Below are 14104 nucleotides of genomic sequence, written 5' to 3' on the forward strand. Positions count from 1 at the left end.
CTTAATTAAAGTATGAAAATGATTTTAACATGTCTATCATATGGTGTCAAATCTTACATTTCATAATTTAGATCTCATTTATAAGAAATTCATCTCACTTCAAAAGTTGTACTGCTGATTCCTTCTTTTGTTTTTTTGACGTCTAAAACAGCTGGGATCGACTGTTTTAATTCTTGCACATGTGAAATCACGCCGATCATCCGTCCTGATTTTTGTAAATCTATCAATGTATCTATCGCTTTTGTTAATGATTCCTCATCTAATGAACCGAACCCTTCATCAATAAACATCGTTTCAATCGAGATGCCACCTTCATATGACTGAATCACATCTGCCATGCCTAGTGCTAAACAAAGAGAAGCATTAAACTTTTCCCCACCAGACATCGTTTTTACATCACGTAACTGTCCTGTGTAGTGATCATATACATCTAATCCAAGACCACTTTGTCTTCCTCTCTTTTCCAATCGATCACTACGCAACAATTGAAATTGACCGTTAGATAACTTTTGCAGCCTTTGATTTGCCATCTGAATGATTTGTTCTAAAAACTCGATCTGTAAATAACGCTCAAAAGAAATTCGCTTTGCATTATCCCCTCGTATTACGTCATATAAATCTTTAATTAACTGATATCGCTCCTCAGCTTCCTGCACTTTCTCACTCACTGACAAAATGTTCTGTTTTCCTTCTTCCGCTCGTTCAGCGTAGTTATGTACTTCATAAAATTGTTCTCTAATGTGTTCAACCTGTTTTTTTAATTGGTCTAATTCGTTCTGTATCTCATTTAAATCAAACTGTTTTTTATCTTTTAATTCTTTCTTTAATTCTTCTATCTGCTTGGTTACTAATGACAGGTTAGATTTCCACTCTTCTATTTGTTGTGTAAGTTGTTGACGGTTCTCCTTTGTCATTTTTGCACTCTGATAATCTAATTCTTGAGAAAAGCCCGCTTCTTCTAAGCTTTGGGAAAACTGCATATTTGCTTTATCTAGTTTATCTTTCGTTTCTAGCACCTGTTTTTCTGTAGTTATGAAAAGCACTCTCACTTCTGATTGTTGTATTTTCGTTTGTTCAAGCTGTTCTTGTACGGCTTTCCATCGATGTTCTAAATTCGCTTTGTGCTTTTGTGTTTGTCCAATTCTTTCTTCCAATTTCACAAGAGATCGAACTTCCTCTGGTATATTCACAACGCTTTGCTCCAACAATGCTTTTTCAGTAGAATATTTCGTATTAAGTTCGTTTAGCTCTGCTATGTTTTTATCTTTATCCAGAGTTTTTTGATCTAGTACTAAATTCAACTGTTCCAACATTGGTTTCAGCTGATCCAACCTGTTTTGTTTATCTTTTAACAAATCTACTTCTTTTTTTAGTTTTTTCCCGACCTGAACAAATTGATTATACTCTTCGTTTATATGTTCTAAGAGAAAACCATACTGAATGACTGCTTTTTCCTTTTCTTCGATTTGTAAAAGGGAGTTCTCTAATTTTGCTTCAACTTTACGGAATTCATCTTGAGTTTGTTCCTTCACTTTTCTAGACATGTCTAAATCTTGTTTTGATGGAATCTCTTTAGAGCTATTGGTTTTCAAAGGATGTTCCTTACTACCACAAACAGGACATATCTCCCCATCATGTAATTGAGAAGCCAGGATACTAGCCTGTCCTTCAATCCAACGTTTTTCTAATTGCGTGTAATCGTTTTGTTTTTGTTCAAAGTTCAATTTATTAGATGCGGCTTCTTTTTTCATTTCAACTACGGCTAGCTTCAATTTCATATATTCGGTAAATACGATCGATTGTTCTCGTTTTTCTGCTAATTTCTCCTGTTTTTCTGGTAATGAACGCAGCTGTTCCTCAAAAACTTTAACTTCATTCTGGGTTTTGTTTTTCTCTGTTTGTTTGGTTTGTATTTGCTGTTCAATAGTTTTGAAAGTTTGTTGTAATCGTTCTCTTTTCTGTTCAAGTTCCTTGATTTGAGTTTGCTTCTGATTTAAATCTTTTACCACTGGCAGCCATTGCCCAAGATGTTCCAACTGCTTTGTGATATGATCTAGTTCAGGTTGTTTTTGCTCCTCAATTTGATAGGCTGTCATCGCATTTTTCATCTTTTCATCTGATTGAATCTTTCTGTTTTTGACTTTTTCCATTGCATCATTTTTAGAGAGAAAATCTTTTTTAGCTTCCATTCGATTTTGTTCAATGAGTTCGATTCGATCCGTTTTTTCTGCTTGCTCTAGCTTCTTTTTCATTGAAGCCATTTGAGGTAACTGACTTTCTAAAGTTTCTTTATGTATTCTTTTTTGTTCGAGTGTATCAAATCGTTGATTAATCGCTTCTGCATGATGATATTGAGCCGTCAGATCTTGCAGTTTTTTTGTTTGTTGTTGAAGTTTGAATTCATTTTTGCTCGATTGTTCTTTATAAAAAGAAATCTCTTGCTCAAGTGCATCTAAAATTTGAAATGTATTATATAACTCTTGCCCAAAAACTTCAGTCAGTTGTGTGTTGTCCCTCATAGGTAATGCTGTTTTTAAGCTATTAATGTAGATGCCTCTCTCTTTAATTTGCTGTTCAAAAAGAGATTGAGATTGTTTTCGCTTCTCATTGAGTATATTTTCTACATTTTTATATAATCCTGTTTTGAAAATTCGACGTAAAATCTCTTCTTTATTTTCCGTATCTGAAGTTAACAACTTGCGGAATTCTCCCTGCGGGAGCATCACAATCTGATTAAACTGTTCTTTGTTTATACCTAATAATTGAAGTGCTTTTTCATTGACTTGAGATACAATAAAACGTTCACACATCGGTTTTTCCATTCCACCTGTGGTTTCAAAAAACTCATACCGCTCTCCTGTTGCACTTTTATTACCTGATTTCACGTGAGGAAGCTGACGGAATATACGATAGGTATGCTTTTTTAGCTCAAATACCAACTCAACGGATGTAAACAACTCATCATCTGCAAATTGACTTCGCAGCATTTTTGAATCGTTACGATCCTGACCACTCGCTTCACCAAATAAAGCAAAACAAATCGCATCAAAAATAGAAGTTTTTCCCGCACCTGTTTTCCCTGAAATCACAAATAAGCGATGTTCCTGCAACTGTGTGAAATCAATGGTTTCCGTTTGTTTATACGGACCAAATGCAGTCATTTTAATTTTTATCGGTCTCATCTTCGCTCACCTTCTACTTGCAACATTTCCTGCAAAACGTTGGTAAATTGTTTCTCTGTCTCTCCAGTGACTTCCATTCCTCTTACCTCTTTGTAAAAAGCTTTAAAAAGAGAGATTTCATCCATTTTGGATCTTTCAACGACCTGTTCTTCATTGTCAGTTATTTGAGTTACCGTTAATTTACGCTCTACATGCATTGCATTTGGAAAAACGCTGCGAACACGTTCCATAGGAGATAATACTGGGGTTTCATCTAACAGACGAACAAAAACATAGTCCTCATTTTTCTCCATTTGTTCAATTTCTTCTAAATTCCCTTCGATCGTATACATATCTCTCTTAGGCGTTAATTTCCTTTTTTCGATATTTGTTTGCCCATCTCCATCCAATTCAACAACGTAGAAAATCTTATTATGGTTTTCTTCTGATATAGAATATTTTAATGGAGATCCTGCATATCTAACGGTTTCATTTTTCACATAATGGGCTTGATGCAAATGACCTAAAGCAGTGTAATGGAACGGTGAAAAATATTCTGCACTAACATATTCCGTCCCTCCCATGGAGAGAGGACGTTCTGAATCACTTGTATTTGCGGTTTTTTCACCATATGGTGTGACAAACGCATGACCTACAAAGATATGACGTGCATTTGGATCTATGTTCTCTTGAATTCGTTCTACTGTTTCTCTCATCGCTTCATCATATGTACGAATTTCATCGTTTTGTAAAACATGTCTAACTTTCCCTGGTTCTGCATAAGGAACGAGATGGAAGTGAACTTCTCCAAATCCATCGTTCAGTATGACAGGTTCAAAATCATCTGTGAACTCTCCGACTATGTAATAACCTGAGGCTTTCATGATTCGACTTCCAAACTGCAGCCTTCCTGGACTATCATGGTTTCCAGCTACTGCAATGACTGGAGTATTGCATTCGATCACAATCGTTTGGAGCACTTCATCTAATAAATCTATCGCTTCCGTTGGAGGTACCGCTCGATCATACAAATCTCCCGCAATAATGACTGCGTCTGGTTGTTCTTGTTTGATCGCCTCTATAAACTGATCTAATACATAGCGTTGATCCTCGGTCATATACACACCTTGCACCAGCTTACCTAAATGCCAATCCGCTGTATGAAATATTTTCACTTTCACACCTACCTTTATCTTAATTCAAAAGCTACAAAACTTTTTTAATTATATCTCCCTTAGAGGTTCATCTTTATGTTCCTCTCATTATACTATTCATCATCACATGTTTGAAAGATTATATATGTTGTTAATTCATCCATTTCATGGATTTAGCTGTTTATTTATCTATGTTGTTGGTTTTGTTCAAAATAAAAAGCACTACAATAAGTGCTTAAAAATCTAAACTTCTTCTTGTTCAATTTCAAATTTCATCGGAGTATATTTTTCAATTGGAATATAAAATTCCTTCATATTTTCAACTAAACTAAAGAACTCTTTTTTAGAATTACAATCATATGTCCACAGATCTCTTTCAAATTGTTCTAACTCTTTATTGGGTTTAAAGTAAATTGTTATTTCTAATTGCTCCATATAATCATACTCACCATCTACTTCAAATATGAATTGTCTTACATATCCTAAACTAAATAGTTCTTCTCTTGTAAAATCATAAACCCCACATTGAAATAACATAGCATCGTCAGAACAATTTACTTTGATTTTTGAAAATTTTTTAAAAACTTCCCATATTTGAATGCAATCAGGTTCATTAAATTTCACATTTGCTTCTTTTAACATTTCTTCTAATGTTTGCTTTGCTTTGTTAGCTTCTATCATTGTATTCCTCTTCTCATTTACAGACTTTTTAATTTGTAAAATTTCAAAACCATCATCATCGCATAAATGCCTTCTGGATGCAACAAATTCCAGCACTTGGGTTATTATCTAAAACGGGAAAGTTTGTATGTCTTCCTTCATTTATTTTTTAAACCCATAGGGTCCCTCTTCTTCATTTATATCTTTCATTCTATCTTATGAACCATCTAATCCATTTTCTTGAACTGCTATCCCTAGACATTCGTACAAAAAACCATTATTAGAGGTTGCCCCTATGGGTTTGATATTATATTATGTTATTTAATATCTTTTTGATTGTACGAATGCGGATATGTGAAATAAATAGGTGTTATTACCCTCTCACTATACAGTTGCAAACGTGTGACACAAAAAGAGCCACATAACTGAGACTCTTTATTGTTGCTGGAACTTCTATATAAATATTTATTTATTGATAATCATTTCCTTCACAATAAGTAGCTAATGTGCGCCCTTACTGCTCCTTTATTTACTTCATGAAATATATGGTGACTTTGAAGCATTACTTCCGCAAGAGGTAATATATCAGAATGGGTTAATTAAGTAATGATCCATACGACAAAACTAGGAATTGACATCAACAATAAGTTTTTTGACCATCTCATTCTCGATTTCTTTTCTTCCCTGCTTTCATAGGCAAAATTGGCCCTCATACGATCTCCACTTACAGCTGTCCCAGATGTAAGAATAGCCAGTATTATAAGTATAATAGCAACTTTAAAAGTAATATTTCCTATTGAATGGATTTCACCAACAGATAATACGATAATAAACGTAATAAATAATATGATTCCACCATGAACTAGTGGTTTTACAATCCCATCAATCATGACCTTTCGCATGAATCTCACTCCTTAAAAATAATCTTTTTCTAATCTAAGCAAGGTCTTTTCATTCACTACCTAAAAATAAGTATTTATAATCAATACGCATCTCGATCTATAAGGTTACAAAATTTCACCCAATATAGAATGAAATTCAATTCGTATAACTGTATTGATCTTCACCCATAAACAATACTTATTTTAAGTATAATAATAAACTATTTTTGTAATCATCAAATATCATTTATGATGAATAAAGAATATTCTGGATATTCATTTTTAATATATACTTTCATATCGTTAGGGGGAGAAAATAATGTCTAAACGTAAACCATCTAGTTTTGTCTCTCATTTGGAATGTCCCAAATGTAATAAAACATATAGTGTTGATGAAGTCAATCAATTATGTGAATGTGGAACTCCTTTGCTTGTAAAGTATGATCTACAAAAGCTGAAAACACAGTGGCGTAAGGCAGATTTACTTACAAGAGAGCCAAGCCTATGGCGTTATCGTGAGCTTCTTCCAGTGAAGTCAGATGAAAATATAGTCTCACTTGGTGAGGGAATGACCCCTTTGATTCCTCTTAAAAATTTAGGAGAAAAGGTAGGTATACCGAACCTGTTATTAAAAGATGAAGGAACGATTCCTTCAGGCTGTTTCAAAGCTCGTGGAGCTGCAGTAGGAATATCCAAAGCAAAGGAACTAGGTGTGAAATCACTAGCTATGCCTACAAATGGAAATGCAGGCGGAGCCTGGTCTTTATATGCAGCTAGAGCTGGTATTGAAGCTAACATTGTTATGCCTATTAAAGCACCAAAAATCACAAGAAGTGAAACTTCCATTGCAGGTGCAAAGCTATATTTAGTTGATGGACTAATCAGTGATGCAGGTAAAATTGTAGGGAGAGCAGTTCAAAAAAATAGTTTCTACGATGCTTCCACTTTAAAGGAGCCATATCGTATTGAAGGTAAAAAAACAATGGGATTAGAAATCGCAGAACAACTCGGTTGGGAAGTACCTGATGTAATTCTTTATCCAACTGGTGGTGGCGTAGGAATTATCGGTATTTACAAAGGATTGAAAGAACTTAAAGAAATCGGTTGGATCGGTGAAAAAATGCCTCGACTTGTTGCAGTTCAAGCTACAGGATGTGCACCTATCGTAAAGGCTTGGGAAGAAAATAAAAAAGAATCCGTCATGTGGGAAGATGCAGATACGTTAGCATTCGGTATTAACGTTCCGAAGGCAATTGGTGACTTCTTAGTTTTAGAGTCTATTTATGAAACAGATGGATGTGCTATAGCCATTGATGATGAGACGATTGTAAAATGTCAGGAAGAAATCGCTTCGATAGAAGGATTATTCGTATGTCCGGAAGGAGCTGCTAATCTCGCTGCAGCTAAAAAATTAAAAGAACAAAACTGGATTAAGGAAGATGAGAAGGTCGTGTTGCTTAACACAGGGGCTGGAATTAAATATCCATATCACCCTGGAGAACCAGCTATTCTTCAACCTAGTGAAGATATCTAATATAAAATTCATCCGCTACTGAATAAAGTAGCGGATTTTTAATCTAGTTTTGATACTCAGAGTGTTTTTCTATGTATTTAACTAGTCTCTCACCCGCTGTTTTCTGTATTTTCTTTTTAAAAAATGGAGTCCATCCTATTAAAAACCCTATCGGGCCAAAAGCCATACGTGACCATTTATTAAAATCAAAATCATCCACATGTTGAATGATTTTCCCATCTTTAAACTCAAAGGAAGCTTTAATAACGTTTATTACGTTTCTACCTGTTTGTGAAAAGGGATATTTGGCAATCCATCTAGCTTGCCCTTTTGAGTCATCTGCTTGCACGCTGTCAAAGGTGATTTTGACTTGATCATTATTCCCAAACAACATTTGCCACATTGCACTGGGCTCTTTTCCCTTTAAATTAGGAAATGCATGATCTGCAAATATTGCTTCATCGTGGTAACATGATCGAATCGCTTTAAAATCTTTATTTTGAAAACTTGTGTAAAGCTTATGGATCAATTCTTCATTTTTGTTCATATCTTTCACCTCCACTAAGCTACTAATCTTGATAAATTAAACTAAAGGTATATTCTTCCTGCTTTAATTTTATTATAACATTATCAAAAAAGGACGTGAGTATATAAGAGGTAAATCTTTTTAGCATATTATTTTTATAACATACAAATAATATGTGGAATAAAATACAATTATTATGCATGACTATACTCTGCTCCCAAAAAAAGATTGAAAATAAAACAAATGTCATATAAAATAAAATCTATATAATAGTTATTAATAACTAACAAAAAAATAATTCAGTCATAATAAACTTATTTCAAATATAAGGAGTCAAGTTATGAAAAATACATATTCACCAACAAAGTTTGAATCTATTCCTGCTGATGAAGCATCAGTAATACAATCAATGCAAGCTTTATTACAAGGAAAAATGGAAAAAAGTTATGAAAAAGGAAATACAAAAAGAGATGCTCATCCTAAACATCTCGCCTTATTAAAAGCTGAATTTGAAATTTCATCAAATCTTCCTGAAGAACTTAAAGTTGGCCTTTTTCAAAAAGAAAAAACTTATTCCGCATGGGTCAGAATCTCCAATGCTAGTGGAACACCACAACCAGATAAAAAGAAAGATTTTCGTGGTTTTGCCATTAAATTAGTGGATGTGGATGGAGAAAAGTATCTTAAAGAGGAAAAACAAACGCAAGATTTTGTTTTAATGAGTCATCCAACCATGCCACTTGGGACAGCAAAGTTATTTCATGATGCGGTTTACTATGCGATTAAATGGAACCCTCTCGTATTGTTACTAAATTTCATGTTAACTGGCAAAGGGCATATTATCAAAGAACTTAACAAAGGAAAGAAAAATCATACTTCCCCTTTAGATATTCGTTATTGGAGCACAACCCCCTATTTGTTTGGTGAAAATAATGTTGTTAAATACTCTATTATCCCAACATCAACATATAAAAGTTCTTTACCAAATGAGTTGACGAATACATATTTAACAGATAATATTGAAAACCATCTCAGAGAACACGAGGCCAGCTTTGATTTTATGATTCAACTTCAAAAAGATCCTCTTCAAATGCCAGTTGAAGATGCAGGTGTCGAGTGGAAGGAAACAGATTCTCCTTTTATAAAAGTAGCAACTATAAAAATACCCCAGCAAACCTTCCGAACGAAAGAAAGAGATGAGTTAGCTGAGGATATGTCCTTTTCACCAGGTCATGTATTATTGGAACATCAACCTATTGGCGGGATTAATCGCGCACGCGTAGAAATTTACAAAAACTTGTCCAAATTCAGACATGTAAGAGATAATCGTAAGATGCTTGAACCTACGGAATGAATTGGTTCACCACATATGTTTAGGAGGACATTAAAACTCCTCCTGAACATCCAATCACATTAAATTAATTAAAATTTTAAACTTCCTATTTTATAGATATCCACTTTCATTTAAAAATTTAGATAATTGATCAAATATGGTTAGGATGGACAGACCTAACTATACAGAATAACTTAAAATCAACTGCTCTCCAATTGGCCCCATCTTTCTTCGACCAGTATCAATATACCCCGCTTTTTCATACAATTTTTGAGCAGCAATATTCTTTTTATTCACTGCCAAAACAATCTCGTTACAATCAGGAAATTCTTGATTTGCAAAAACTTTCAACTGCTTCATAGCTATCGATGCATATCCTCTACCTTGTTGAAAGTAATTAATAGAAAATGCTGCTAGTAACATAGCATTCGTATTATCCGTATACTCTTTTACTCTGTCACTTGAATGTAATACAAAGAAACCAACTGGCTTTTTATTATTTACGATAACAATAGGATGTCGCTCATGTGTCGCTTCTAACCTATCCATTGGCAATGAGGTAAACTGTTCTTGTTCTTTAGTCAACTCAAACTCAGATAGTGATTGCAGGTATTCAGGTTTATATCGCTTTAAATCTATTTCATTTAATATAATCATTGGTCTCAATAATATCCTTTCCTAAAGATAAGTAATAGTTGCTCAGTGCTGCTATTGCTTTTTCAAATTTTTCAACAGACATATTCTCATTAATAGAATGTACATTTGATGTGGAGTGACCAAAGCCAATTAATATTGCAGGTATTTCAAGTGTTTGATTCATCATTTCAACAGCAGCGATAGTCCCCCCGCCCCGAATCAGCTGAACCGGTTTGTCAAATACACTTTGTAATGAACTTAGTGCTTTTAAAATATAAGGGTGGTCTGGTTGAATAAAAAATGGATCTGAACATTTATTCCACTCTATATCTACTTTTACTCCTACAGGTGTATTTTCTCTGATATGTTTATCAATGATAGATTTTAATTCTTCTGCCTTTTGATTTGGAACTAAACGACAAGTTACTTTGGCTTTTGCCTTTGCTGGAATAATACTTTTCATTCCTTCACCTTGGTAACCTCCTTCAATTCCATTGATTTCTAATGTTGGTCTGGTCCAAACTCTTTCCAAAAAAGAATACCCATCTTCTCCAAAGAGTTGTGTCACATCAATATCCTCTTTAAGCTTTTCTTCAGAAAAAGAAATGGAGTCAAGTGTATCCTTTTCTAATTCTGTAAGGAGTTTTACATCTTCATAAAATTCAGGAATTGTAATATACCCTTGGTCATTTTTCATCGAGTTTAATAAATGAACTAATGCATAAATCGGGTTCTGAACCACTCCTCCATAGATACTCCCAGAATGCAAATCTCGATTAGGACCTTGAACCGTTAATTCAAACCCGATCATGCCTCTTAACCCATGGCAAATAGCTGGGGCATCCTTCTGTAATGAACCTGTATCAGAAACAACTAATAAATCTGCTGATAAATGCGCTTTATATTTATCTATAATCTCAGGCATTGTTTTACTTCCAATCTCCTCTTCACCCTCTATCACTAGCTTAATATTCACAGGTAAAAGTTGATTTTGCTGAAAAAGGGTTTCAAGCGCCTTAAGCTGCATGAATAATTGTCCTTTGTTATCCGTTGCCCCCCTACCATAAAGATGCCCGTCCCGAATTTCTGGATGAAAAGGATCAGATAACCAACCTTCTAAAGATTCTGCAGGCTGGACATCATAATGCCCATAAATAAGCACCGTCGGTTTTCCTGTTGCATGCATCCAATCTGCATAAATAGCTGGATATCCTCCTCCATCTAAATTTTGAACATGTTCAAATCCGATTCTAGATAAATATGCTTTTATGTAATCACAGCAATGATACATATCATTTTTATATTTACTATCCGTACTGACACTTGGAATTTCAATGCATTTGATTAGGTCATCTAACAATGCACGTTTCTCTTTCGACATCGATGATTTGTTTTGTCCCATTCCCTAAAACCTCCAATTTTTCTGTACATTTATTATAATTAGTATGCTAAGGTATTTGAAAATCAAAAAAACGCTTACAATCCATATGGAAAGCAAGCGTTCCTCTTATGTATATCATTATTTATCATTCGTGAAATCAAGAATTCTAATCACATTGTTTGAAACATCATTAAATATTGCGTATCTACCCGGAGGAATATCCATTGGCTCTTTAACAAAGGTTAAGACATCTTTATTTTCCTCAAAAAACTGATCCACACTATCCACTAAAAATAACCCGCCAGGAGGCAAACCCAATTCATCATCTTCAATCATTAACTGTACATCTGTATCAGGCATTTTAAGTGCCATCGTGTGATCTCCTTCACGCCATGCTTCTTCGAATCCTAATTGATCTCGATAAAACTTCAGTGATTCCTTCATATTTTCCACGGGTTGCACTAAAAAAGCTAATTTCATACCAACCTCTCCTTTAACATTATTTCCTAAAAACATAACTTAATTATGTTATATCATAATCTATTTATTCTATCAAGTATTTATGTTATGATTTGTTTATGAAAGAATGGATTCCGATACCAGGTTCGATTAAAGAACAATTGATCACGATTGCAATAGAAGAATTTAAAAGAAAAGAATATAAGGAGGTCAATATTTCACAATTAGCTAAAGAGGCTAATGTCACAACTGGAGCGATTTATCATCATTTTGGATCAAAAATAAAATTGTACTTATTGATTCGCAATGAGATGGAACAACGAATCATTGATAGAATGGAGGGTGCAGCCACTTTATTTGAAGACAATCCTAACCAAGCCCTAGTAGCAGCGGTTAAGGTTGGAATTGATGCTTGTGTGAAATTGGATTGCTGCAAGCTATTGAGTGAATTGCCTTCAGATAAAGTAATCGATCGTATTGGAGAATTTTTGATTGAACTAAACAAAAAGACAATACCAGGGCTTGAGTATATTTTACTTCCATCCTGGCGTTCCTTGTTAAATGCCATTCATGAAAGAAATATCGATCAAGAGAATGCAAAACAATTAATTACAAGAATTTTAAAATGAAATATTTTTATTAAAGCTGGCTTTTTAGCTGGCTTTCTGCTTTTATAAAAGAGGTAATATCATATTGTTGAATACAAATTACTGAAAACATATTATCTCTAATAGGAGGAAGATACAATGGAAACACAAAAAAAGAAAGCAATACGTTTTTTAGAAGGTAATAAAGTCTATCTTAGACCATTGGATATAGAAGATGCAGAAATCTACTTTCAAATGTTATACAATTCAGAAACAAGGAGACTTACAGGAACTCAAAAAAGTTATACTAGAGAACAAATTTCTAGTTATATAGAAGGAAAAGCTGAAGATTCTTCCTCAGTGCTTCTACTCATTGTTTTAAAAGAAACGGATGAAGTTATTGGAGATATTGCTTTACAGGATATTGACACGATAAACCGCAGCTCAAATATACGAATCGCCATAGATGTTGAACAAAATCAAGGTAAAGGTTATGGAAGTGAAGCTATTTCTTTGATGTTAGAATATGGTTTTGGTATTTTAAATTTACATCGAATTGAACTAGAGGTCTTTTCTTTTAACAAACGTGCAGCTCATGTGTATGAAAAGTTAGGCTTTAAAAGAGAAGGTATTCAGCGAGATCGATTATATTATAATCATCTGTATCATGATGCAATATTAATGAGCATTTTAGAAGAAGAATATCGATCAATGAATAATTCATAGGCATAGAAGGAGAATCATATGAATTTTACCACATTGAAAGGTCAATATACCCCTATTAAACAACTAGTAGAAGGACTTAAATTCCTAGACATTTGCTAACAAATTAAAAAGACAGTGCTCTAATGTAACCACAGTGCAAATGGACGATTTTTATTTCCAAGAAAAATATGATTTTAAAATATGGGTAGATTGTTCGAGAGAAACACGCCTCGATAGAGGTCTTGATAGAGATGGGCAGGATGTGATATGTGGGAAAGCAATTGGATGATAGCAGAAGATATTTATGTTGAGAAACATATACCCCAAAATAGAGCAGACCTTGTTATTGATGGAACAAAATGAATGATAAAAGAGGGAAGTCCAATGTCCAATATAGATCTATAAAGTACTCAGCATATGAATCCAGTACATTCAACTTCCCAGTTAAGTCTATCAAGTACTGTTACCAGTGGTCATTCTATCCAGTAGACGGAAGAAACTAGAACCTCTATCTAATACAATAACTAAATGGATAAAATGTACTAATACCGTTACTTCAAATCTACTCATTCATATCACCTCCTAATCTATTTGCTAATATATTATATGTTAGTAATTAGTAATGGTATAGACGAGTTGATTAGTACATGTACACATTTTGAAACCCTAAATCGTAAAAAAGCCATTATAAAGAAAGGGTGATGCACATTAGACTTGACTAACATGTATCACCCTTTTACTTCACTTACAAATAGAGGTTGTATTATTACTGGAGACAAAGATCCTTACTATGACCAAGCATTGGAAATAGTAGATGTTCTTAAAGATCAAAATATCCCTTGTAAGTTAATTATACAAGAAGGTATGGGGCACTCCTTACCTGAAAATTTTCCTAAACTATTTCAAGATGCCCTTGATTATATAATGTAAAATCTTAGAAAAGTTAAACAACTTAGCGTAAATATTTACATACTGTTGTAGACTGCAGAGTATAAAGATCTAATTAAAAGAAGCCAATCTCAAAGAGATGGCTTCTTTCTTACTATTTTGTATTTAAACCTAATCTACTTAATCTTTATAAGGGACAAATTCATATCCTGTCAATATC

13 protein-coding genes and 1 pseudogene are annotated in these 14104 nt (G+C 33.8%); 6 read left to right on the forward strand and 8 right to left on the reverse strand.

Annotated elements, in window-relative coordinates; all coding sequences use genetic code 11:
- Window positions 1-89 precede the first annotated feature (89 nt).
- The 4 genes from EPK97_RS11045 to EPK97_RS11060 all read right to left on the reverse strand — a co-directional run bounded on the left by EPK97_RS11045 (window position 90) and on the right by EPK97_RS11060 (window position 5877).
- Entirely contained in the window at window positions 90-3182 is a 3093-nt protein-coding gene (locus EPK97_RS11045; protein WP_162036668.1) for an AAA family ATPase, read from the reverse strand.
- Window positions 3179-4336: an exonuclease SbcCD subunit D C-terminal domain-containing protein gene (locus EPK97_RS11050; RefSeq protein WP_162036669.1), complete on the reverse strand. Its 1158-nt coding sequence runs from the start codon at window positions 4334-4336 to the stop codon at window positions 3179-3181. The genes EPK97_RS11045 and EPK97_RS11050 overlap by 4 nt, the downstream gene beginning before the upstream one ends.
- Before the next feature lie 222 nt (window positions 4337-4558).
- Entirely contained in the window at window positions 4559-4996 is a 438-nt protein-coding gene (locus tag EPK97_RS11055; protein ID WP_162036670.1) for a hypothetical protein, read from the reverse strand.
- A 578-nt stretch (window positions 4997-5574) separates the two neighbouring features.
- Complete coding sequence (locus tag EPK97_RS11060; RefSeq protein ID WP_162036671.1) at window positions 5575-5877, reverse strand: DUF5316 family protein; 303 nt, start codon at window positions 5875-5877, stop codon at window positions 5575-5577.
- A 298-nt stretch (window positions 5878-6175) separates the two neighbouring features.
- On the opposite strand from EPK97_RS11060, the gene EPK97_RS11065 reads away from it, so the two are divergent.
- Window positions 6176-7390 carry a threonine synthase gene (locus tag EPK97_RS11065; protein WP_162036672.1) on the forward strand — a complete coding sequence of 405 codons (1215 nt, stop codon included), beginning with the start codon at window positions 6176-6178 and terminating at the stop codon, window positions 7388-7390.
- Window positions 7391-7433: 43 nt separating this feature from the next.
- Here the strand turns inward: EPK97_RS11065 and EPK97_RS11070 are convergent, their stop codons facing one another.
- Window positions 7434-7916 (reverse strand): nuclear transport factor 2 family protein, encoded by a 483-nt coding sequence (locus EPK97_RS11070; RefSeq protein ID WP_162036673.1) that lies wholly within the window; start codon window positions 7914-7916, stop codon window positions 7434-7436.
- A 319-nt stretch (window positions 7917-8235) separates the two neighbouring features.
- On the opposite strand from EPK97_RS11070, the gene EPK97_RS11075 reads away from it, so the two are divergent.
- Window positions 8236-9249 (forward strand): catalase family protein, encoded by a 1014-nt coding sequence (locus EPK97_RS11075; protein ID WP_162036674.1) that lies wholly within the window; start codon window positions 8236-8238, stop codon window positions 9247-9249.
- 159 nt (window positions 9250-9408) lie between these two features.
- Here the strand turns inward: EPK97_RS11075 and EPK97_RS11080 are convergent, their stop codons facing one another.
- From EPK97_RS11080 to EPK97_RS11090, 3 genes are all read right to left on the reverse strand, one after another.
- A complete protein-coding gene (locus EPK97_RS11080; protein ID WP_162036748.1) occupies window positions 9409-9885 on the reverse strand; it encodes a GNAT family N-acetyltransferase in 477 nt (158 codons plus the stop codon).
- Window positions 9869-11266: a dipeptidase gene (locus EPK97_RS11085; RefSeq protein WP_162036675.1), complete on the reverse strand. Its 1398-nt coding sequence runs from the start codon at window positions 11264-11266 to the stop codon at window positions 9869-9871. Before EPK97_RS11085 ends, EPK97_RS11080 begins: the two co-directional genes overlap by 17 nt.
- Window positions 11267-11383: 117 nt before the next feature.
- On the reverse strand, window positions 11384-11725 hold the full coding sequence (locus tag EPK97_RS11090) for a VOC family protein (RefSeq protein WP_162036676.1): 342 nt from the start codon (window positions 11723-11725) through the stop codon (window positions 11384-11386).
- A 98-nt stretch (window positions 11726-11823) separates the two neighbouring features.
- Between EPK97_RS11090 and EPK97_RS11095 the strand changes: the two genes are divergently transcribed.
- The 4 genes and pseudogenes from EPK97_RS11095 to EPK97_RS11110 all read left to right on the forward strand — a co-directional run bounded on the left by EPK97_RS11095 (window position 11824) and on the right by EPK97_RS11110 (window position 13926).
- A complete protein-coding gene (locus EPK97_RS11095; RefSeq protein WP_162036677.1) occupies window positions 11824-12333 on the forward strand; it encodes a TetR/AcrR family transcriptional regulator in 510 nt (169 codons plus the stop codon).
- Between the two features lie 117 nt (window positions 12334-12450).
- On the forward strand, window positions 12451-13017 hold the full coding sequence (locus EPK97_RS11100) for a GNAT family N-acetyltransferase (protein ID WP_162036678.1): 567 nt from the start codon (window positions 12451-12453) through the stop codon (window positions 13015-13017).
- A 166-nt stretch (window positions 13018-13183) separates the two neighbouring features.
- Window positions 13184-13359, forward strand: a pseudogene (locus EPK97_RS11105) (uridine kinase); the annotation flags it as partial.
- A gap of 351 nt (window positions 13360-13710) precedes the next feature.
- A complete protein-coding gene (locus EPK97_RS11110; protein ID WP_162036679.1) occupies window positions 13711-13926 on the forward strand; it encodes a hypothetical protein in 216 nt (71 codons plus the stop codon).
- Window positions 13927-14104: the final 178 nt, after the last annotated feature.

Source organism: Chengkuizengella sediminis, from assembly GCF_010078385.1.
In the GTDB taxonomy this organism is placed as follows: domain Bacteria; phylum Bacillota; class Bacilli; order Paenibacillales; family KCTC-33759; genus Chengkuizengella; species Chengkuizengella sediminis.